This is a genomic window from Rhodoferax ferrireducens (assembly GCF_003347515.1).
GTDB lineage: Bacteria > Pseudomonadota > Gammaproteobacteria > Burkholderiales > Burkholderiaceae_C > Rhodoferax.
Map to the genome: position 1 here is coordinate 132,137 of NZ_QEII01000269.1, position 21,304 is coordinate 153,440.

Sequence of the window (21,304 nt, forward strand, 5' to 3'; positions counted from 1 at the left end):
GCGCCCCCAGGCTCAATGACGGAAGTGGCGCACGCCGCTGAACACCATGGCAACACCGCGCTCGTTCGCCGCGTCAATCACCTCCTGGTCGCGCATGGAGCCGCCCGGCTGGATGACGCAGGTCGCACCGGCGTCCACCACCACGTCCAGACCATCGCGGAACGGGAAAAAAGCGTCGCTGGCGACGGCCGTGCCGTTGAGTGACAAGTTGGCATGCTGGGCCTTGATGCTGGCAATGCGGGCCGAGTCCAGGCGGCTCATCTGGCCGGCGCCGACACCCATGGTCATGCCGCCCTTGCAAAACACAATGGCATTGCTCTTGACGTACTTGGCCACGTTCCAGGCAAACAACAGATCCTGCAACTGTTCTGCCGTGGGCTGAACCTGGGTCACGACCTTGAGGTCAGCCAGCGTGAGCTGGTGGTTGTCCGCCGTCTGCATCAACAGGCCGGAGCCGATGCGCTTGACGTCCACGGCGTTGCGCCCGTTGTCCCAATCGGTCGCGCCACCGGCGGGCAGGCTGATTTTCAGGATGCGCACGTTGACCTTGCTCTTGAACACCTCCAGCGCCTCGGGCGTGAAGTCGGGCGCCATCAGCACTTCCACAAACTGCTTCGAAACCTGTAGCGCGGCCCGCTCATCCAAGGTGCGATTGAAGGCAATAATGCCGCCAAACGCCGAGGTCGGATCGGTCTGGAAGGCCTTGCTGTAAGCCTCCAGCGGATCGGCGCCGATGGCCACGCCGCAGGGGTTGGCGTGCTTGACGATGACGCAGGCGGCCTCCTGGCTGGCGTCGAAGCTCTTGACGCACTCCCAGGCGGCGTCGGCGTCCGCGATGTTGTTGAAGCTCAGTTCCTTGCCGTGCAACTGTTGCGCCGTCACCAGCGAGCCGGGCGCGGGGTAGATGTCTCGGTAGAAGGCCGCCTGTTGATGCGGGTTTTCGCCGTAGCGCAGGTCTTGCAGCTTGATGAACTGGCTGTTGGACTGGGCCGGGAACAACTGACGCTGGGGTGTGTTGTTGCCTTCTTCAAAATGGATCGACGACAGGTAGTCGCTGATGGCGCCGTCGTACTGGCTGATGCGGTTGAAGGCAGTGACCGACAGGGCAAATTTGGTCTTGAGGGTGAGGCCGCCGGCCGTGAGTTCCGCCAGCACTGGCGCGTACTGCGAGGCATCAGTCAGCACGGCCACGTCTTTCCAGTTCTTGGCGGCGCTGCGCACCATGGCCGGGCCACCGATGTCGATGTTCTCGATCGCGTCTTCCAAGGTGCAGCCGGGCTTGGCCACGGTCGACTCAAACGGGTACAGGTTGACCACCAGCAGGTCGATGGTGTCGATGCCGTGCGTTTTGAGTGCGGCCATGTGCTCCGGCAAATCGCGGCGGGCCAGCAGGCCGCCATGCACTTTGGGGTGCAGGGTTTTGACGCGACCATCCAGCATTTCGGGAAAACCGGTGAGTTCCGCCACTTCGGTCACCGGCAGGCCTTGGTCAGCCAGCAGTTTGGCGGTTCCGCCCGTGGAGATCAGCTTGATGCCGAGGGCGTGCAAGGCCTGGGCAAATTCAACAATGCCGGTTTTATCGGAGACGGAGAGGAGTGCGTTCATGGATTCAATCTAAGAGTCAGTAAAGAGGTCGTGGCCGGGCGCGGGCCGAGGGCCGGCTAGCGGATCAGCTTGTGTTCCAGCAATTTCTTGCGCAAGGTGTTGCGGTTCAGGCCCAGCCATTGCGCCGCTTTGGACTGGTTGTGGTCGGCGTGGTGCATGACGACTTCCAGCAGCGGTTTTTCCACCACATTGACCAGCATGGTGTACATGCCGTCAGGTTCGGTGCCGCCCAGGTCCCTGAGATAACTCTCCAGGCTGGCGCGCACGCATTCTTCTATATGCATATTGCTCATGCTGTCGTCTCCGTGTGTTCTTCATTCTTGTTTGCAAAACCCATTGAAACATCCTGCGGCATCCGGTCCATGCGTTCGCTCAACCCATCAAAAAAATCTGCCACGGCGGCAGACTGCTGGCCACAGTTCTCAATCAAATTCATGCGGGCCCGAAAATCCTCGCCGCCGGGCAAGGATTTGACGTACCAGCCAATGTGTTTGCGCGCGGTTCTCACCCCCGAAAACTCGCCATACAGCGCGTAGTGATCCTGCAGATGGTCGAGCAACAGGTGCTTGACTTCGTGCACCAGCGGCGGCGCCAGCTGGGTGCCGGTGGCCATGAAATGCAACATCTCGCGAAAAATCCAGGGCCGTCCCTGCGCCGCCCGGCCAATCATCACCGCATCGGCTTGGGTGACAGCCAGCACCTGGCGGGCTTTCTCGGGCGTATCGATATCGCCATTGGCCACCACCGGCACCCCCACCGCCGCCTTGACCGCCGCAATGGTGTCGTACTCCGCCTGCCCTTTGTAACCCTGCTCGCGGGTGCGGCCGTGCACCGTGATCATCTGCACGCCGGCGCGCTCGGCGGCGCGGGCCAGTGCCACCGCATTTTTTTCCGCCTGGCACCAACCGGTGCGCATCTTGAGCGTGACCGGCACGCCCCGCGGGGCGCACACGGCGACCACCGCTTCGACGATGCTCAAAGCCAGCGCCTCATCCTGCATCAGCGCCGAGCCGGCCCATTTGTTGCAGACCTTCTTGGCCGGGCAACCCATGTTGATGTCGATGATCTGCGCACCGCGGTCAATGTTGTAAGCGGCCGCCTCGCCCATCATCGGCGCGTCGGTGCCGGCGATCTGTACCGCGATCGGCCCGGGCTCGCCCTCATGGTTGGCCCGGCGCGAGGTTTTGAGCGTGCTCCACAAATCCGGCCGGCTGGTGACCATCTCACTGACGGCATAGCCCGCCCCCAGCTTTTTGCACAGCTGGCGGAAAGGCCGATCCGTCACCCCCGCCATGGGGGCAACCAAAAAAGGATTGGCAAGGACATAGGGGCCAATGTTCATGCGAACAAATCGAAAGTACGGTGTGGAAAAGCGGTGTTGGAATCGGGGGGCAGAACGCCAGAGCGTGATTCTAACTGCCCAAAATTTCAGCAATTGAAACGCAAACCTATACTCACCCACCCATGGAAGTCTGGCTCGAATCACTGCTCATACTGCTCTCACTGCCCAAATTCGGCCTCAGCACGGTGTTTGTGGTGTCCTTCATTTCAGCCACGCTTTTGCCCTTGGGTTCCGAGCCCGTGGTGTTCGGGCTGGTCAAGCTCAGTCCGGAACTGCTGTGGCCCAGCATCGGGGTTGCCACCGTCGGCAACACCTTGGGCGGCGCCTTGACCTGGGCCATGGGCTTGGCCTCGCACAAGGTGGCGGATCGCTACCAGCACTCCAAACACCATCTGCGGGCGCTGGACTGGCTGGAGCGCATCGGTCCCAAAGCCTGCTTGCTGGCCTGGCTCCCCATCATCGGTGACCCGTTATGTGGCGTCGCTGGCTGGCTCAAGCTGCCGTTCTGGCCCTGCCTGGCCTACATGGCCATAGGCAAACTGATCCGCTACACCGTGATGACGACGGCCCTGATGGGCCTGTTTGGAACCTAAAGGTTCGACAGCGAGAATTCCGCAAAGAGCGCGAGGCGGGGGCGGGGCGGATGTTGGGAGCGACATCAAGGACCGAAGGTACAGTCGCACCCGGCATCCGCCCCGCCCCCGCCGCCCCGAAGCCACCAAAGTCCTTTGTCCACGCAGAAACAGCTACCAATTTAGTAGCTGTTTACGATTATCCCACAAGGGCTACAGCCCTATTTCCTATAAATTACGAGCTGAACAGAAAGTTCATCACATCGCCATCCTTGACGACATATTCCTTGCCCTCACTGCGCATCTTGCCAGCGTCCTTGGCGCCCTGCTCGCCCTTGTAGGTGATGAAGTCGTCAAACGCGATGGTCTGGGCGCGGATGTAGCCCTTCTCGAAATCGGTGTGAATCACGCCAGCCGCTTGCGGACCGGTGTCACCCACATGGATCGTCCAGGCGCGGACTTCCTTGACCCCGGCGGTGAAATAGGTTTGCAGACCCAGCAGCTTGTAGGCCGCCACGATCAGACGGTTCAGACCCGGCTCCTCCTGGCCGATTTCAGCCAGGAACATCTTCTTGTCCTCTTCCTCCATGTCGGCCATTTCGGCTTCCATCTCGGCGCAGATCGCCACCACCGGCGCGTTTTGTGAACTGGCGTAAGCCGTCAGACGCTCCAGGAAGGGATTGTTCTCAAAACCATCCTCAGCCACATTGGCCACAAACATGGCGGGCTTGGCCGTGATCAGGAAAAACTGCGTCAGCAGCGGCAACTCTTCCTTGCTGAAGTCCAGCGTGCGCACCGGTTTGGCTTCGTTCAGCGCCGCCTGGCATTTCTCCAGCAGCGCCACCAGCTTGATGGATTCCTTGTCGCCCGAGCGCGCCGTCTTGGTGACGCGGTGCAGGGCTTTTTCCACCGCCGTCAAGTCGGCCAGGCACAGCTCGGTCTGGATCACTTCGATGTCCGAGATCGGATCCACCTTGCCGGCGACGTGAATCACGTTGTCGTCTTCAAAGCAGCGCACCACATTGATGATGGCGTCGGTTTCGCGGATGTGGGCCAGAAACTTGTTGCCCAGGCCCTCGCCCGTGCTGGCACCGGCGACCAGGCCGGCAATATCCACAAACTCGACAATCGCGCGCTGCACTTTTTGCGGCTTGACAATGCTTGATAGCGCATCGAGGCGCGCGTCCGGCACTTCGACGATGCCCACATTGGGCTCGATGGTGCAAAAAGGATAGTTTTCAGCCGCGATGCCGGCCTTGGTCAGGGCGTTAAACAGAGTCGATTTACCGACGTTGGGCAAGCCAACAATGCCACACTTCATGAAAAATACCTCAAAAAATCTAGCTTTTGAGTGTATTCGATGCGCCTTGGCGACGTCGGGCTACCGTAGCGCCTCCCCCACCGTGCGGCATTCAGAAAGGACCAGAAGCCCCGGATTTGGCCTCGCCTTCTACAATCCCGGCCATGACTCAACCCTTTGATATTTGCATTCGCGGTGACGGCATTGTGGGTCGCACGCTGGCGCTGTTGCTGGCCCAGGAGCGCCTACGCGTGGGCCTGGTGTCGCCTATTCGCCCGACAAACACGGCCGACGTGCGGGCCTATGCCTTGAATGCCAAATCCCGCGCCCTGCTGGAATCGCTGCGCTGCTGGCCCGATGCGCTGCATGCGACCGAAGTGTTGAACATGCAAGTCAAAGGCGACGATGGTGGCGAGGTGAACTTTTCTGCCACGGAGCTCAAAGTACCGGGCCTGACCTGGATTGTGGACGTGCCGGTGCTCGAAGCCCAACTGGCCGAGGCGGTGCGGTTTCAGCCACAGATCGAGTTGCTGGATGCGCCGCAGCCCGCCGGCCTGACCGTGATCTGCGAAGGCAAGGCCAGCAGCACGCGCGCCGAGTTCGGCATTGAATTCGATGTCACGCCTTATCCCCAGAGTGCCATCGCGGCGCGCGTTACCTGCGACAAGCCGCATGGCCAGACCGCGCGCCAATGGTTTTCACAAGACGATATCCTGGCTTTTTTGCCCTTGGGCGGTCCGCAGGGGAACTCTGTCGCCCTAGTCTGGTCTGTAGAACATGCCAGGGCACAGGTTCTGTTGGAGAGCGGCCCTGCGGAATTTTGTCAGCAGCTCGAAGCGGCCAGCGAAGCCAGTTTGGGTCAACTCACCTTGACCAGTGAGCGACATGCCTGGCCACTGCAAAAGGCCCAGGCCAAGCGCTGGGCCGGTGTCCATGGGGGCAAAGCGTGGGCATTGGCCGGCGACGCCGCCCACAACGTGCACCCGCTGGCCGGACAAGGCCTGAATCTGGGGCTGGGCGATGTGGCCGCACTGGCTGCGACCTTGCGCGAGCGTGAGTATTGGCGTGCCGTCGGCGATGAGAAGCTGTTGCGACGCTATGAGCGTGCCCGCAAGGCAGAGATTTTGACCATGGGTGCCACGATGGATGGTTTGCAACAGTTGTTTTCGCGGAAAAGCCTGGCGTGGCAGACCGCGCGTAACTGGGGCATGAACGGGTTTGAACGCAGTGGACTGGTCAAGCAATGGGTCGCGCGTCAGGCCATGGGTTTTTAATATTTGAATGGATGAAGATGAAATTATTTAAGGCCACGTTGATCGTTGCAACCCTGGCGGCCGCTTTGAGCGCCACGGCCCAGGAAGCCACCATTCGCAAGAATCTGGGCGAGCGGATCACGCAACTGCAGAACATCGACGAAGTCACCAAAAGCCCGATGCCAGGACTGTATGAAATTCGCGTCAACGGCACCGAGATTTTCTACACCGACGCCACCGGCAATTTCCTGATCCAGGGCAATCTGATTGACACCAAACAGCGCCGCAACCTGACCGAGGAACGCGTGGACAAGTTGACGGCCATCAATTTTGATTCGCTGCCGCTCAAGGATGCGTTCACCATCGTGCGTGGCAACGGCAAGCGCAAGCTGGCCGTTTTTGAAGACCCCAACTGCGGCTACTGCAAGCGTTTCGAGCAGGACCTGCAGAAGGTGGACAACGTGACCATTCACATGTTCCTCTACCCCATTCTCAGTGCCGACTCCACCGACAAATCGAAGAACATCTGGTGCGCCAAAGACAAGGCCAAGGCCTGGCAGGACTGGATGGTGCGTGACCAGCAGCCCGCAGCGGCCAGCTGCGATAGCGCCGCCGTCGGGCGCAATGTCGAACTCGGTCGCAAGTACAAGATCACCGGCACCCCGACGCTGGTCTTCGTCGACGGGTCCCGAGTACCCGGGGCGATTGGCGCTGCCGAGGTGGAGAAACACCTGACTGCCGCCAAAAACTGATGGCCGCCGCCATCCACTACAGCGTCCAGGTGCTGGACCTGCACGCGCATCTGTTTCAGGTCACGTTAAGCATCGCGCAACCCGCCGCGTTACAGCGCGTCAGTCTGCCGGTGTGGATTCCGGGCAGTTATCTGGTGCGCGAGTTTTCCAAAAGTCTGCAGCGGCTGCAGGCGCGCCAGGGTGGCAAATCGCTTGAGCTGACCCAGCGCGACAAATGCAGCTGGCAAGTCCCCTGCACAGTGGGCAAGCCCCTGGAGTTGACCTACGAGGTTTACGCCCTGGACAACTCGGTGCGCACGGCCTGGCTCGATGCAGATCGTGGTTTCTTCAATGGCACCAGCCTGTTTTTGCGCGTGGAGGGCCAGGAAGATTCGCCGCATGCGCTGACTTTGATCGCAGACAAGACACCGGCCGGCTGGCAGGTGGCGACTGGACTGGCACCGAAAAAAATCACTAAGAGCGGCTTCGGCAGCTACCTCGCCCCCAGCTACGCCGAACTGGTGGACTGCCCCGTGGAAATGGGCCGGTTCTGGAGTGGCTCGTTTATGGCCGGCGGCATCCCGCACCGTTTTGTGGTGGCGGGCGCGCCGCCCAGTTTTGACGGCACGCGGCTGCTGGCCGATACCCAGGCCATTTGCGAGGCTGAAATCAGTTTCTGGCATGGCGCCAGGACCAGCACCCGCGCCGGCCACCGGCCGCCGCACAAGAATTACCTGTTCATGCTCAATGCCGTGGACGAGGGCTACGGCGGGCTGGAACACGGCAACTCCACTGCGCTGATTTGCACCCGCAAAGACCTGCCGCGCCTGGATAACCCGGCGCTCAAGCCCCGCACCGGTCCGGCGACGGAGACCAAGCCCAAGCAATCCGAGGGCTATACCACCCTGCTGGGCCTCATCAGCCATGAATATTTTCATACCTGGAACGTCAAGCGCCTGCGACCGGCCGAATTCGCCCGCTACGACTACGCCCAGGAAAATTACACGCAGCTGCTCTGGTTTTTTGAAGGCTTTACCAGCTACTACGACGACTTGTTGCTGCGCCGGGCCGGCCTGATTGACGACCCCACCTACCTGAGGCTGCTGACCAAGACCATCAATCAAGTGCTACAGACACCGGGGCGCGAAGTGCAATCCGTGGCGCAAGCCAGCTTCGATGCCTGGGTGAAGTACTACCGGCAGGACGAAAACACGCCCAACGCCACCGTGAGCTACTACACCAAGGGTTCGCTGGTGGCCCTGTGTCTGGACCTGACGCTGCGCCAGCAAGGCAAGACCACACTCGATGCCGTGATGCGCGCCCTGTGGCTTCGCTGCCAGGGCGGGCCGATGACGGAGGGGGATTTATCCGCGGTGCTGGCCGAACTCTCGGGGCGCTCTTTTACCCGGGAAATTGCGCGCTGGGTGCACGGCACGGCGGACCTGCCGCTCAAGCCCCTGCTGGAGGGACAAGGCATTGCGGTGCTGGAAGAACCCGCCCAGATCGCGCAGCGATTGGGTGTGCGCGTGAGCGAGAGCGCCGGGATTCAGATCAAAATCGTTTTGCGCGGCGGTGCCGCTGAGCGCGCCGGTTTCGCAGCCGGCGATGAGTGGCTGGGGGTGGAGACCGGCTCCGGCAAGGCGGCCACCCGCTGGCGCCTGAGCAAGCTGGATGACCTGCTGCTTTACGCCGGATCAGCCACCAAAATCGAGGCCCTGGTGGCACGCGACAAACGCCTGTTGAACCTGTCGCTGACACTGCCCAAGGCCGTCACTACCTGGCGGCTGGTGGCGCGTGACAGCAAGCTCGTGGTTCAGTGGCTTAGCAACCCTTGAACCGGGGCACGCGCTTCTCGCGAAACGCCATCACGCCTTCCATATAGTCCGCGGTTTTGCCCAGGGCCGACTGCGTATCGCGCTCCACATCCAGTTGCTGGTCGAGGCTGCGCGTGCTGGCCTCACGCAGGAGGTGACGCGTGGCGACCAGGGCCAGGGTCGGCATGGCGGCGAGGCGTTCGGCCAGCGTTGTTGCCGCAGCCACGCAGTCATCGGCCACGTCCCAGATCAAGCCCCACTCTTTGGCCTGAGCTCCACTCAATTTATCGCCCGTCATGGCCAGCGCCATGGCCCGCGCCAAGCCCAGCCGCTGCGCCAAAAACCAGCTGCCGCCAGCATCGGGAATCAAGCCAATCTTGCTGAAGGCCTGGATGAAACTGGCCGTGGGCGCCGCAATCGCGATGTCGCAAGTCATGGCCAGCGAGGCACCGGCGCCGGCAGCCACGCCGTTGACGGCGGCGATGGTGGGCATGCGCAAGTTTTGCAGGCGACGCGCAGTCGGGTTGAATGTCTGCTCAATCAGGGGGCCGGGGTCGGCGCGGGCCACCAGATCGGGGCCCGGCTCAAAATCGAAATCGGCCAGATCGGCACCGGCACAAAAGCCGCGTCCGGCCCCGGTGATCACCAGCGCGCGAATGGCCGGGTTGGTCTCGGCCCGGTCCAGCGCCGCCCATAAGTCTTGGTGCATCTGGCGGGTGAAGCTGTTCAGGGCTGGCGGCCGGTTCAGGGTGGCGATCGCCACAGCACCGTGCTCGGCGTACAAAACAGTGGGTTCAACTAGAGGCTCAGACATACACATACTCCTCGGTTAGCGCTGAATTTAGCATTGCCCGGGGCCGGATTTGATCCCTACTTTCCCTTGGGCATATAGTCACTGTTTCGCAAAAATCCGGAGAGCCCCATGAATTTCGAACTGATCACGATCCGCACCGAAGCCGACAAAGTCGGCATCATCACCCTGAACCGTCCCAAGCAACTCAATGCGCTGAACGACCAGCTGATGACGGAGCTGGGCGCCGCCCTGAAGGCCTTTGATGCCGACCCGGCCATTGGCTGCATGATCATTACCGGCAGTGAAAAAGCGTTTGCCGCCGGCGCCGACATTGGCGCCATGGCCAGCTACACCTTTGCCGATGTGTACAAGGGCGACTACATCACGCGCAACTGGGAAGAGATTCGCTCCATCCGCAAGCCGGTGATTGCCGCCGTCAGCGGCTTTGCCCTGGGGGGTGGTTGTGAGCTGGCGATGATGTGCGACTTCATCATCGCCGCGGACAACGCCCGTTTTGGCCAACCCGAAATCAAGCTCGGCATCATCCCCGGCGCCGGTGGCACGCAACGTCTGCCGCGCGCCGTGGGCAAGGCCAAGGCCATGGACATGGCACTGACCGGGCGCATGATGGACGCGGTGGAGGCCGAGCGCGCCGGACTGGTCAGCCGCGTGGTGCCGCTGGACAAGCTGATGGAAGAAGCGTTGGGGGCCGCCCTGATGATCAGCGACTTCTCGCAAATCGCCACCATGGCGGCCAAGGAATCGGTGAATCGGGCGTTTGAGGGCAGCCTGAACGACGGCATCATTTTTGAGCGCCGACTGTTCCACGCCTTGTTCGCCACCGCCGACCAAAAGGAAGGCATGGACGCATTTGTGAACAAACGCAAAGCAAATTTCCAGAACCTGTGACGAACAGGCCTCGCAACTGGCTATAATTCCGGCCTGTTGGTGATATAGCTCAGTTGGTTAGAGCGCAGCATTCATAATGCTGATGTCGGTGGTTCAAATCCACCTATCACCACCAAGTTTTCCAGAACCCGCATCGGCTACCGTTGATGCGGGTTTTTTGTTGCTGCAAGCTATTGATTTACAATGAATTTCGCTCGGGTTGTGATTTTTCAACCTGAATTCGCCTCTCCCCCTCAGCCTCTGGATGTACACCATGAACCGCTGCCTGCCTCTGCCGATCGTTCGCTGGCTGACCGTGCTGGTCATGCTCTGGGCCTCAAGCCTCAGCCCCGCCTCCGCCCAATCCATGCTGCGCCAGTTTCCGCCGGCCGCCAAGCGCGGCACGCTGCTGGTAACCGCCCCGCCCGAAATACTGATCAACGGCGCCTCCGCGCGACTCTCGCCCGGCGCCCGCATCAAGGGCGTCAACAATGGTCTGGTGATGTCAGGCGCCTTGGTCGGACAAAGTGTGCTGGTCAACTATGTGCGGGATGGCCAGGGCCAGATTTCCGAAGTGTGGATTCTGAGTCCTGAAGAAGCCCGTGCCGAGCGTTCCGGCATGGAAGTCGTGACGAATTTCATCTTTGGCTCGGACGCCGACAAGGTCAAAACCGATGACGGGAAAACCCCGTTCGACCAGCTGCCCAAGTACCCGAAGCAGTGATGGCCTCGGTGCCACGCCTGATTTATAAGAAATCGGTCTCTAGCCCTCGTTCCACCTGCGCAGACAGCTATATAAACAATAGCAATTAAATTGAAGTTTCCCATGAGCAAAAAAGTCTTTATCAAAACCTTTGGCTGTCAGATGAACGAGTACGACTCGGGCAAGATGGCCGACGTGCTGAACGCCGCGCAAGGCTACGAGCCCACCGACAACGTGGACGAGGCCGACCTGATTTTGTTCAACACCTGCTCGGTGCGCGAAAAAGCGCAGGAAAAAGTGTTTTCCGATCTGGGCCGGGTCAAACACCTGAAGAAAAAAGGCGTGCTGATCGGCGTCGGCGGTTGTGTCGCCAGCCAGGAAGGTGCGGCCATCATTGAACGCGCACCGTATGTGGATCTGGTGTTTGGCCCGCAAACCCTGCACCGCTTGCCGCAAATGCTCGCAGCGCGGGATCTGCACAACCGCTCGCAAGTTGACATCAGCTTTCCCGAAATCGAGAAGTTCGACCACCTGCCGCCGGCGCGGGTGGACGGCGCCACCGCGTTTGTGAGCATCATGGAGGGCTGCTCCAAATACTGCAGCTACTGCGTCGTGCCTTACACCCGGGGCGAAGAAGTCTCGCGGCCGTTCGAGGACGTGTTGGTGGAAGTGGCCGGGCTGGCCGACCAGGGCGTGAAAGAAGTCACGCTCTTGGGGCAAAACGTCAACGCCTACCGCGCCCGCATGATCAGCGACGCGCAATCACCCTCCAGCGAGATGGCCGATTTCGCTACCCTGCTGGAATACGTGGCCGACATTCCCGGCATCGAGCGCATCCGCTACATGACCAGCCACCCGAACGAGTTCACGCCGGCCCTGATTGCAGCTTACGCCAAGATCCCGAAGCTGGTGAACCACCTGCATCTGCCGGTGCAACATGGCTCGGACCGCATTTTGATGGCGATGAAACGCGGCTACACCGCGATGGAATACAAATCGACCGTGCGCAAACTGCGCGCCATCCGGCCCGACCTGGCCATGAGCAGCGATTTCATCGTCGGCTTTCCGGGTGAGACCGAAGACGACTTCGACAAGATGATGAAACTGATTGACGACGTCGGTTACGACACCTCCTTCAGCTTCATCTTCAGCCCGCGCCCCGGCACGCCGGCGGCCACGCTGCATGACGACACGCCGCACGAGGTCAAGCTACAGCGCCTGCAGCGGCTGCAGGCCAGCCTGGATGACAGCGTGCGCGCCATCAGCGCGAGCCGGCTGGGCACGGTGCAGCGCATTCTGGTCGAAGGCGCCTCGCGCAAGGACCCGACCGAGTTGATGGGGCGCACCGAGTGCAACCGCGTGGTGAACTTCAAGGGCCAGCCGCGCCTGATCGGCCAGATGCTGGATATCAGCATCACCGAGGCGACGCAACGCTCGCTGCGCGGCGAGGTGCTCACGCGGGACGTCGGCGCGGCGGTCTGAGCGGCTCACCCGGCACGCCAACCCGTGACTCCTTGAGAATGCTGCAGCGGTTTTCGTTTCGTCAACTCCTGGTCATCGCTTTTTTGCTGATTGCCGCGCTCCTGGGTGCGGCCTCGCTGCGTGCGCTGTTCACGCTGGAAGAGCTGACGCTGCAAAGCCGGGACGGCGCGTCCCGCTCGCTGGAGCTCAGCCGATGGGCCCAGTCGCTGAGCGAGCGCAGCGTCTCCCTGGAGCGCACCTCGCGCCAGTCGGTGGTGCTGGACGATCGCGTCCTGCGCGCGCGCTTTGCCGACGAGGCCCGCGAGGCCATCACCCTCCTGGCCAGTCTGACAGCCGAAGGCATGCCCCGACGCAGCGAGCAGCAGTGGCGCACGCATCTTCAAACGGTTGACGGCCTGCTAACCGGCCCGCCCAATACCGCGCTGGACCGGGAACGCCAGCTGGCGCAGGTGTTTCGCGAACTGGAAATCGTCAATTCAGCGATTGCGGTGCAGGTGCAGCAGACCATCCAGCAACGCAACAAATCACTGGAAACCAGGCTCGAAGACAGCCGCCGGCACCTGGCGCAGCAAGTCACCTGGGCCATCGCGCTGGCGGTCGCCATGGCGCTGGCCTTCGGCATCTGGTTCACGGTGCCGCTGCGGCGGCTGGAACATGCCATCGTGGGCCTGGGCGAAAACCGGCTCGATCAGGTGATTGCCATTCGGGGGCCGGCGGATCTGGCCCTGGTGGGACAGCGGCTGAACTGGCTGCGCCTGCGCCTGGTCGAGCTCGATGCCGACAAATCGCGTTTCTTGCGCCACATTTCGCATGAACTCAAGACCCCGCTGGCATCGCTGCGCGAAGGCGTCTCCCTTCTGGAGGACGGCGTCGCCGGCGAACTGAACCAGGACCAGCGCGAAATCGCCCAAATCCTGCGCCACAACACTGGCGTCCTGCAAGCCCAGATTGAAGACCTGCTGCGCTTCAACACAGCGGCGTTCGAGGCCCGCCAGTTGCACCGCAAGACGACCGACCTGCTGGAGCTGGTGGAGTCGCAGGTGGACGCGCAGCGTCTGCAATGGCGTGCGCGCGACCTGTCCGTGACCATCGTCGGCAAGCGACTGCTAGTGGAGGTCGATCCCGAAAAAATCGGCACGGTGGTGGCCAATCTGTTGTCCAACGCCATCCGCTATTCCCCCCTCAAAGGCCTGATCCGGCTGGAGCTGAGCAGCCTGCCGGGCCTGGTGCGCATCGACATTCACGACCAGGGTATTGGCGTGGCCGCGGCGGATCGCGAACGAATTTTCGAGCCGTTTTACCGTGGTGAGCGCCAACCGGCTGACTTGGTCCGGGGCAGCGGCATTGGTTTGTCCATCGTGCACGAATACATGGCCGCGCACGGCGGCCACATCGAGCTGCTGCCCGATCAACCCGGCGCACATTTCAGAATCGAGTTTCCCCATGTTTTCAAATCCTGATATTCCTGCCGGAGGCACCCTTCGCCTGGCGCGTACCGCCGTGCTGGGGACCCTCGCTGCAACCGTGCTGCTGGCCGGTTGCGCCGGTCCATCCCGCCAGCGCGGTGACAAGGCAAGGGACACAACAGCGCTGCCGCCTGCCAGCGTCAGCCCCCTGTCATGCCCGCCGGTCGCGCCGGCCTGCCCGGCCGTACTGCCAGCCACCGACGCCGTCACCCGCATGCTGGCCTACGCGCAACGGGTGCGCCTGATGCCGCCCGCAGAATTGAACCAGGAAGCGGCCCGGCTGGGCAACGGGTCCAGCCCGACCGAGCAACTGCAACTGTCCCTGGTCCTGGGCCAGTTGCTGCAGCTGCCGGAACTCCTCCGCGCGCAGGAACTGCTGGCGCGCGTGCTGGCCGACGCCGGCACCGAGGCGCAGACGCTGCATACGCTGGCGCGCCTGCTGGCCTCGCGCTATGTCGACCTGCGGCGCCTGGAAGAGCAGCTGGAAAAACAAACACAACAAACACGTGACGTGCAGCGCCGGCTGGACCAGACCAATGAGCGGCTGGAGGCCCTCAAGGCGATAGAACGCAGCCTGCCGAGCCGACCGCCCGCGGCCAATTCCTCGGCACCGGCCGGTCGCAGCAGCGCCCCCACGCCATGAGCGACTCCACCCCTTCCACTCCGACCACAGGCGCGGCGCTCGCAGCGGGCCCCCATCTGCTGGTGGTTGACGACGACGCCGACATGCTGCGCCTGCTGACCATCCGGCTCACGGCGGCGGGTTACCGCGTGACGGCCGTCACCTCGGCCGAGGCCGCCATGACGCAGCTGCACATCGAGCGCCCTCAACTGGTGCTCAGCGACGTGCGCCTGCCGGGCAGGGACGGCCTGGCGCTGTTTGACGACATTCGCGCGCAACATCCCTCACTGCCGGTGATTTTGCTGACCGCCCACGGCACGATTCCCGATGCGGTGCAGGCCACCGAGCGCGGCGTGTTCTCGTACCTGACCAAACCCTTTGATGGCAAGAGTCTGCTCGACAAGATTGCGCAGGCCCTGTCGCTGAGCGCCCCGGCCCATTCCGTCAGGGCCGGCAGCCCGCAAGCCTGGCAAAACCAAATCATCAGCCGCTCCAGCCGCATGGCGGAAGTGCTGGCCGAGGCGCGCATGGTGGCGCAATCGGACGCCAGCGTGCTGCTGCGCGGAGAAAGCGGCACCGGCAAGGAGCTGCTGGCCCAGGCCATTCACCAGGCCGGGGCGCGCGCCAACAAACCCTTTATCGCGGTGAATTGCGGCGCCATTCCCGAGGCCTTGCTGGAGTCGGAACTGTTTGGCCACGTCAAGGGCGCCTTCACCGACGCCGTGGCCAATCACGCCGGGCTGTTTCAGGCGGCGGATGGGGGCACCCTGCTGCTGGACGAGATCGGCGACATGCCGTCGGCGCTGCAGGTCAAGCTGCTGCGTGTGCTGCAAGAGCGCATGGTGCGGCCCCTGGGCTCAAGCCAGTCGCTCCCCGTGGACGTGCGCATCATCTCTGCGACCCACCGCGACCTGGACCAGGCCATGGCCGAGGGCCAGTTCCGGGCCGACCTGTATTACCGGCTCAATGTCGTCACCCTGACCCTGCCGCCGCTGTCGGAGCGGCGCGAGGACATCCCGCTGCTGGCCAACCATTTTCTGGTCAAGCTGGCGGGCAAGTACAAAAAACGACTGAGCGGCTTCGCGCCCGAGGCCCTGATCGCCTTAACCACCACCGCCTGGCCGGGCAATGTGCGCCAGCTCTACAACGTGGTGGAACAAGTCTGCGCGCTGTCGACCACGCCGCTGGTGCCGCTGGCCCTGGTGCAACGCGCCCTGCGTTCACCCAGCGTGGAGGTGTTGACCCTGGCCGAGGCCAGGCAGCGGTTTGAGCGCGACTATCTGGTGGGTCTGCTCAAACTCACCGACGGCAATGTGGCCGATGCCGCCCGTCTGGCCGACCGTAACCGGACCGAGTTTTACCGCCTGATGCAAAAGCACGGCTTGACGCCGGGCCTGTTCAAGGCCGACAGCAACGGGGCGGCCTCGCCCCCAGCTTCAAACTGAGTCGCTCACAGGCGACAGCCCTAAGGGCTTGATTTCAAAGGGATTTCCATTTTCCAGGCCGGATGTTGTCGCTCTGCGGCGACAAAAACACCGGTTTGCGCTGGTTTTTTAGCTGTTTTTCGGGCCACAGAACTAAAGATGATGCCAAGCTGTTGATTTCAAAAGGTTTTCTCAACCTGGCATAGGGTTTGCACTAGTGTTGGCATGCAAACTTTTTGTTCCCCTTATTTCCGCGTTCGCCGACCTCTCCATCTAGCCCGCCTGGCGGCCTTGGCATGCGCTGTTCTGCTGGCCCTGGCGGCCGGCCAAGCCCATGCCTGGAATCTCGACGATGTCGCCGGACTCGCCGTCAAGCAGGCCAAGGCCCCGTTCAAGCCGGCCAGCCACGCGATTCCGGCGGAGCTCGCCAATCTTGATTACGACGGTTACCGCGACATCCGCTTCAACGCGGACCGCACCTTGTGGCGGGCCGACAAACTGCCGTATGAGGCCAATTTTTTCCACGTCGGAAGAAACGGCGACTCCGTTCGGGTCCATGAAATCACCGCGCAGGGTATCAAGCCGATTCCCTATAACCCGGCCGACTTCAACTTTGGGAAAAACAAGGTGTCGCCGCAGAAATGGGGCAACCTCGGCTACGGCGGCCTGCGCGCCTTCAACAACCTGAACTCGCCGACCTACAAGGACGAGCTGGTCGTTTTTTCCGGCGCCAGCTACTTCCGGGCGCTGGGCACCGGCCAACGCTACGGCCTGTCGGCACGCGGGCTGGCGGTCGACACGGCGGGCAGCACCAAGGAAGAGTTTCCGCGCTTTACCGAGTTCTGGCTTGAAAAGCCGACCGGCGATTCAAAAAAGCTCACCGTCTATGCGCTGATGGACTCGCCGCGCATGACCGGCGCCTACCGTTTTGATGTCACGCCCGGCGAGCAGACCGTGACGGAGGTCCATGCCCGCGTCTTCATGCGCCAGACCGACACCCCGGTCGCCACCTTGGGCATGGCGCCGCTGACCAGCATGTTTTTCTTTGGCGAGAACCAGCCACGACCCAACGACTTCCGCCCGGAAGTGCATGACTCCGACGGCTTGATGGTCGCCACCGGCGAAGGCGAATGGCTGTGGCGTCCGCTGCAAAACACCACGTCACCACTCGCCACCTCGTTCAGCATGAAAAGCCTGAAGGGCTTTGGCCTGATGCAGCGTGACCGCGCCTTCAATAGCTACGAAGACACCGAAGCCCGCTATGAACTCCGGCCCAGCGCCTGGGTCACGCCACTGGGGGACTGGGGCGCCGGCCGGGTCGAGCTGCTGCAATTTGCCACGCCGGACGAAACCCACGACAACGTGGCGGCCTATTGGGTCCCGGCCAAAATGCCGCAACCCGGTCAATCGCTGGATTTCGCTTACACCATTCACTGGCAGGGCAAAAACCAGCAGTTGCCGCCCAACGGCTGGGTGACGCAATCGCGCCGCGGCAGCGGCTTCGTCAAGCCCGGAACCGAGCCCGTGGGCCAGCAAACCCAGTTCACGATCGATTTTGCCGGCCCGGCCCTGGACGCCCTGAGCGAAAGCGCGCCGGTGCAGGCCATCGCCACCGCCAGCGCCAACGGCCGCGTGACGGAAAGCCTGGTCTACAAGAACCCGGTCACCGGCGCCTGGCGCATGACTCTGCGCGTGCAGCGACTCAATCCGGAACAACCCATTGAGCTGCGCGCCTTCCTCCAACACAACAACCAAACACTGAGCGAAACATGGACCAACCTGATCACACCTTGAGCCCCATCAACGTGCGCAGCGCCCTGCGCGAAGTACGGCACCCCAACGCGGTCACGGCACCGCCGATCAATCGCGGCTCCATGGTGCCGCGGCCGTGGCGAGGTTTCTGGAACAGTCTGGCCAGCGCCGCACTGCAGCCAGCCCTCAAGTTGATGGGACGGGCGCCCGCCGAGACAGTTCCGGTCCAACGGGTCGCGGACAAGCCGCAGCCATGGCAGCAAGCAGCCCAACGCCGGCGTACCGTCTTCATTCTGCTGACGCTGATCAGCACGGCCCTGGCGACCACCTTGTTTGCCGATTTGCAGCCTGACTACGACAACGCCTATCTGCAGTACGGCCAGGCCACGCTGTTTGCCCTGCTGTCGGCTTGGGTGGTGACCGGCTTCATGACGGCAATGATGGGTTTTTACGTGCTGGTGCGGGGCGACAAACACAGCCTCTCGGCCAAAAAAGTCCAGCACCACACGCTGGATCCCGCCACGCGCACGGCCATCATCATGCCCATCTGCAATGAAGATGTACGCACGGTCTTTGCCGGCCTGCGGGCCACCTGCGAATCAGTGGCGCTGACAGCGCATATTCGCGCTTTTGACGTGTTTGTGCTGTCTGACAGCAACGACCTGGCCATCCAGAAAGCCGAACGCGCGGCCTGGGAAGACTTGCGCGCCCAGCTCGCCAGCCAGCCCGACCAGCCCCAGATCGAGGTCTACTACCGCCTGCGCAAACGCCGCACCGACCGCAAGGCCGGCAACGTGGCCGATTTCTGCCGCCGCTGGGGCAAGGACTACCGTTACATGGTGGTGCTCGACGCCGACAGCGTGATGAGCGGTGACTGCCTGGTCTCCATGGTCAAGCTGATGGAAGCCAACCCCAGCGCCGGCATCATCCAGACCGCCACCCAGGCCATCGGCCACGTCACCTTGCACGCCCGGGCCCAGCAATTTGCCTCCCGCGTGACGGGTCGCCTGTTCACGCTGGGCATGCAGTTCTGGCAAATGGGCGAGTCGCACTACTGGGGCCACAACGCCATCATCCGCGTCGCGCCCTTCATGGAACATTGCGCGCTGGCGCGCATTGCCGGTACTGGCGGCATGTCGGGCAGCATCATGTCGCATGACTTTGTGGAAGCCGCATTGATGCGCCGCGCCGGCTACCACGTCTGGCTGGTGGCCGATCTGGTGGGCAGCTACGAGCAGCAACCGCCTGACCTGTTGGCCGAACTGCAGCGCGATCGCCGCTGGTGTCAGGGCAACCTGCAAAACTCGCGCCTGATCGCCGAGCCCGGCATTCATCCGGTGCACCGCTCCATGTTTGCCACCGGCGCCATGGCTTATCTGTCGGCGCCGCTGTGGTTGAGCTTTCTGACGCTGGGCACGGCCCTGTGGCTGTCGGGCTCGCCGATGATTGCCAACTGGATGCTGCTGCCCGGCGAACTGGTGTCGCTGTGGGCCTGGACGTTGTGCATGCTGTTCTTGCCGCGCCTCATGGGCCTGGCCGCGGTGTTGATCAACCGCCAGCAACAAGCTTTTGGCGGCACCATCAGCCTGCTGCGCAGCGCCTTGCTGGAAACCTTTATTGCCCTGTTACAGGCACCCATCCGCATGGCGGCGCACTCACTGTTTGTGGTGGTGGCGCTGACCGGACTGAAGCTGGAATGGAAATCGCCCCCGCGCGAAGCAGCGGCCGTGCCGTGGCGTCATGCGCTGAGGCAGCTCGCCCCCATGAGCCTGGTGATCGCGGCGCTGGCCGCTGGCATCGCCATGATCGACGCCCGCGCCCTGATCTGGTTGCTGCCGGTTGGGCTGCCGCTGCTGCTGTCCATCCCGATGACCGTGATCACCAGCCGGGTTGGCCTGGGTACGGCGATGCGCGCGCAGAACTACCTGCTGATTCCGGAAGAGACCCAGTCACCGGCCGTGCTGCGCCGCGCCTGGCTGCACGCCAGTGCCCGGGTCAAGCCACGGCTGCGCCTGGTCTGAGCTGTCGGTGAACGAACAGCCCAGCGCAGGCAGCTATAACATTAATAGCTGCCTGCGCTTATTCTATAAGGCCTAGAGGCCTGAAAGGCATATAAATGAATTGCGGGACAAGAGCTGACTCGCTGCGCGTAGCGGCGGCCTGTCCCGCAAGATCTCAGAAGGGCATCTTGGGCATGCCTTTCATGCCGCCCATGCGCTTCATCATTTTCATCATGCCGCCGCCCTTCATCTTTTTCATCATGTCCTGCATCTGCTCAAACTCCTTGAGCATGCGGTTCACTTCCTGAACCTGCACCCCGGCACCGGCCGCAATGCGGCGCTTGCGGGTGGCCTTGATGAGTTCGGGTTTGCGCCGCTCCAGTGGCGTCATGCTGTGGATGATGCCTTGCTTGCGCTGGATGTCTTTCTCGGCGCGGTTCATGTCGACTTGGCCAGCCTTGGCCGCCATCGCCGCCGGCAGTTTGTCCATCAAGCTGGCCAGGCCGCCCATTTGTTTCATCTGCTGAATCTGGGCCAGAAAGTCATTCAAATCAAAACCGGCGCCACTCTTGATCTTGGCCGCCAGCTTTTGCGCCGCGGCAATGTCGACGCCCGAGGTGACCTGCTCCACCAGCGCCAGAATGTCGCCCATGCCCAGGATGCGCCCGGCGTGGCGCTCGGCATCAAACACTTCCAGACCGTCCAGCTTTTCGCTGGTGCCGGCAAACTTGATTGGCGCGCCGGTGACCTGGCGCACCGACAGGGCCGCGCCGCCGCGTGAATCACCGTCGGTCTTGGTCAGGATGATGCCGGTCAGCGGCAGCGCTTCCTTGAAGGCCAGGGCGGTGTTGATGGCGTCCTGGCCCTGCATGGCATCGACCACAAACAGGGTTTCGACCGGGTTCAGCACGGCGTGCAAGTCCTTGATTTCGCGCATCAGCGCTTCGTCAATCGCCAGCCGGCCGGCGGTGTCGACCAGCAGCACATCGAAATAATGCTTGCGGGCATAGTCCAGCGCCGCCAACCCGATGTCGACCGGCTTCTGGTCCGGTGTGCTGGGGAACCATTCGGCACCAGCCTGGGCCGTGACGGTTTTCAACTGCTCAATCGCCGCCGGGCGGTACACGTCGCCCGACACGGTCAATACTTTCTTGTTGCGCTTTTCGATCAGGTGTTTGGCCAGCTTGGCGGTGGTGGTGGTTTTACCGGCCCCCTGCAGACCGGCCATCAGGATCACGGCCGGCGGTTGCGCCGCCAAGTTGATGTCACTGATACCCTCGCCCATGGTGAGCGCCAGCTCTTTGTTGACGATGCCGACCAGCGCCTGGCCGGGTGACAGGGAACCCAGCACGTCCTGGCCCAGCGCCTTTTCCTTGACCCGGGCGATGAAGTCGCGCACCACGGGCAGGGCCACGTCGGCCTCCAGCAGGGCCATGCGTACTTCACGCAGCATGTCGGCCACATTGGCCTCGGTGATACGGGCCTGGCCACGGATTTCCTTGACGAGGCGGGAGAGTTTGTCGGTAAGGGCGGAGGCCATAAAGGGTATTCCGGTGA

The 21,304-nt window shown here is 62.5% G+C and carries 18 protein-coding genes and 1 tRNA gene; 13 read left to right on the forward strand and 6 right to left on the reverse strand.

Going from position 1 to position 21,304, the window contains the following annotated elements:
- Positions 1 to 12: 12 nt before the first annotated feature.
- Genes purH through dusB form a run of 3 tightly spaced genes read right to left on the reverse strand, consistent with a single transcriptional unit; the run spans position 13 to position 2,947 of the window.
- Complete coding sequence (purH, locus tag C5P05_RS11920) at positions 13 to 1,605, reverse strand: bifunctional phosphoribosylaminoimidazolecarboxamide formyltransferase/IMP cyclohydrolase (protein ID WP_114970053.1); 1,593 nt, start codon at positions 1,603 to 1,605, stop codon at positions 13 to 15.
- Between the two features lie 56 nt (positions 1,606 to 1,661).
- Positions 1,662 to 1,898: a helix-turn-helix domain-containing protein gene (locus tag C5P05_RS11925; protein WP_114970054.1), complete on the reverse strand. Its 237-nt coding sequence runs from the start codon at positions 1,896 to 1,898 to the stop codon at positions 1,662 to 1,664.
- On the reverse strand, positions 1,895 to 2,947 hold the full coding sequence (gene dusB / locus C5P05_RS11930) for a tRNA dihydrouridine synthase DusB (protein ID WP_114970055.1): 1,053 nt from the start codon (positions 2,945 to 2,947) through the stop codon (positions 1,895 to 1,897). The genes C5P05_RS11925 and dusB overlap by 4 nt, the downstream gene beginning before the upstream one ends.
- A 122-nt stretch (positions 2,948 to 3,069) precedes the next feature.
- Here dusB and C5P05_RS11935 point away from each other — a divergent pair, with 122 nt between their 5' ends.
- A complete protein-coding gene (locus C5P05_RS11935) occupies positions 3,070 to 3,540 on the forward strand; it encodes a YqaA family protein (protein WP_114970056.1) in 471 nt (156 codons plus the stop codon).
- Positions 3,541 to 3,754: 214 nt separating this feature from the next.
- Here the strand turns inward: C5P05_RS11935 and ychF are convergent, their stop codons facing one another.
- Positions 3,755 to 4,840, reverse strand: coding sequence for a redox-regulated ATPase YchF (gene ychF / locus C5P05_RS11940; RefSeq protein WP_114970057.1), 1,086 nt, complete (start codon positions 4,838 to 4,840; stop codon positions 3,755 to 3,757).
- Positions 4,841 to 4,983: 143 nt separating this feature from the next.
- Here ychF and C5P05_RS11945 point away from each other — a divergent pair, with 143 nt between their 5' ends.
- The 3 genes from C5P05_RS11945 to C5P05_RS11955 are packed head-to-tail and all read left to right on the forward strand — an operon-like array spanning position 4,984 to position 8,638.
- Complete coding sequence (locus C5P05_RS11945; protein WP_114970058.1) at positions 4,984 to 6,093, forward strand: FAD-dependent monooxygenase; 1,110 nt, start codon at positions 4,984 to 4,986, stop codon at positions 6,091 to 6,093.
- Positions 6,094 to 6,110: 17 nt separating this feature from the next.
- Entirely contained in the window at positions 6,111 to 6,824 is a 714-nt protein-coding gene (locus tag C5P05_RS11950; RefSeq protein WP_114970197.1) for a DsbC family protein, read from the forward strand.
- The gene (locus tag C5P05_RS11955) at positions 6,824 to 8,638 is read left to right on the forward strand and encodes a M61 family metallopeptidase (RefSeq protein ID WP_114970059.1); all 1,815 of its coding nucleotides are present in this window, start codon (positions 6,824 to 6,826) and stop codon (positions 8,636 to 8,638) included. The genes C5P05_RS11950 and C5P05_RS11955 overlap by 1 nt, the downstream gene beginning before the upstream one ends.
- On the opposite strand, the gene C5P05_RS11960 is transcribed toward C5P05_RS11955, so the two are convergent.
- Complete coding sequence (locus tag C5P05_RS11960; protein WP_114970060.1) at positions 8,625 to 9,431, reverse strand: enoyl-CoA hydratase-related protein; 807 nt, start codon at positions 9,429 to 9,431, stop codon at positions 8,625 to 8,627. The two genes, C5P05_RS11955 and C5P05_RS11960, sit on opposite strands and share 14 nt — an antisense overlap.
- Before the next feature lie 108 nt (positions 9,432 to 9,539).
- Between C5P05_RS11960 and C5P05_RS11965 the strand changes: the two genes are divergently transcribed.
- From C5P05_RS11965 to mdoH, 9 genes are all read left to right on the forward strand, one after another.
- Positions 9,540 to 10,319, forward strand: a complete 780-nt coding sequence (locus C5P05_RS11965; RefSeq protein WP_114970061.1) for an enoyl-CoA hydratase — start codon at positions 9,540 to 9,542, stop codon at positions 10,317 to 10,319.
- A 38-nt stretch (positions 10,320 to 10,357) separates the two neighbouring features.
- Positions 10,358 to 10,434 (forward strand) — tRNA-Met (locus C5P05_RS11970).
- A gap of 138 nt (positions 10,435 to 10,572) precedes the next feature.
- Positions 10,573 to 11,022, forward strand: coding sequence for a hypothetical protein (locus C5P05_RS11975; RefSeq protein WP_232834454.1), 450 nt, complete (start codon positions 10,573 to 10,575; stop codon positions 11,020 to 11,022).
- A gap of 102 nt (positions 11,023 to 11,124) precedes the next feature.
- On the forward strand, positions 11,125 to 12,483 hold the full coding sequence (gene miaB / locus C5P05_RS11980; RefSeq protein ID WP_114970062.1) for a tRNA (N6-isopentenyl adenosine(37)-C2)-methylthiotransferase MiaB: 1,359 nt from the start codon (positions 11,125 to 11,127) through the stop codon (positions 12,481 to 12,483).
- A gap of 38 nt (positions 12,484 to 12,521) precedes the next feature.
- Positions 12,522 to 13,943 carry a sensor histidine kinase gene (locus C5P05_RS11985; protein ID WP_114970063.1) on the forward strand — a complete coding sequence of 474 codons (1,422 nt, stop codon included), beginning with the start codon at positions 12,522 to 12,524 and terminating at the stop codon, positions 13,941 to 13,943.
- Positions 13,927 to 14,592, forward strand: a complete 666-nt coding sequence (locus C5P05_RS11990) for a hypothetical protein (RefSeq protein WP_114970064.1) — start codon at positions 13,927 to 13,929, stop codon at positions 14,590 to 14,592. Before C5P05_RS11985 ends, C5P05_RS11990 begins: the two co-directional genes overlap by 17 nt.
- Positions 14,589 to 16,016, forward strand: a complete 1,428-nt coding sequence (locus tag C5P05_RS11995) for a sigma 54-interacting transcriptional regulator (RefSeq protein WP_114970065.1) — start codon at positions 14,589 to 14,591, stop codon at positions 16,014 to 16,016. The genes C5P05_RS11990 and C5P05_RS11995 overlap by 4 nt, the downstream gene beginning before the upstream one ends.
- A gap of 204 nt (positions 16,017 to 16,220) precedes the next feature.
- Entirely contained in the window at positions 16,221 to 17,789 is a 1,569-nt protein-coding gene (locus tag C5P05_RS12000) for a glucan biosynthesis protein G (protein WP_114970066.1), read from the forward strand.
- A complete protein-coding gene (mdoH, locus tag C5P05_RS12005; RefSeq protein ID WP_114970067.1) occupies positions 17,765 to 19,768 on the forward strand; it encodes a glucans biosynthesis glucosyltransferase MdoH in 2,004 nt (667 codons plus the stop codon). The genes C5P05_RS12000 and mdoH overlap by 25 nt, the downstream gene beginning before the upstream one ends.
- A gap of 154 nt (positions 19,769 to 19,922) precedes the next feature.
- Here the strand turns inward: mdoH and ffh are convergent, their stop codons facing one another.
- On the reverse strand, positions 19,923 to 21,287 hold the full coding sequence (gene ffh / locus C5P05_RS12010; RefSeq protein WP_114970068.1) for a signal recognition particle protein: 1,365 nt from the start codon (positions 21,285 to 21,287) through the stop codon (positions 19,923 to 19,925).
- Positions 21,288 to 21,304 lie beyond the last annotated feature (17 nt).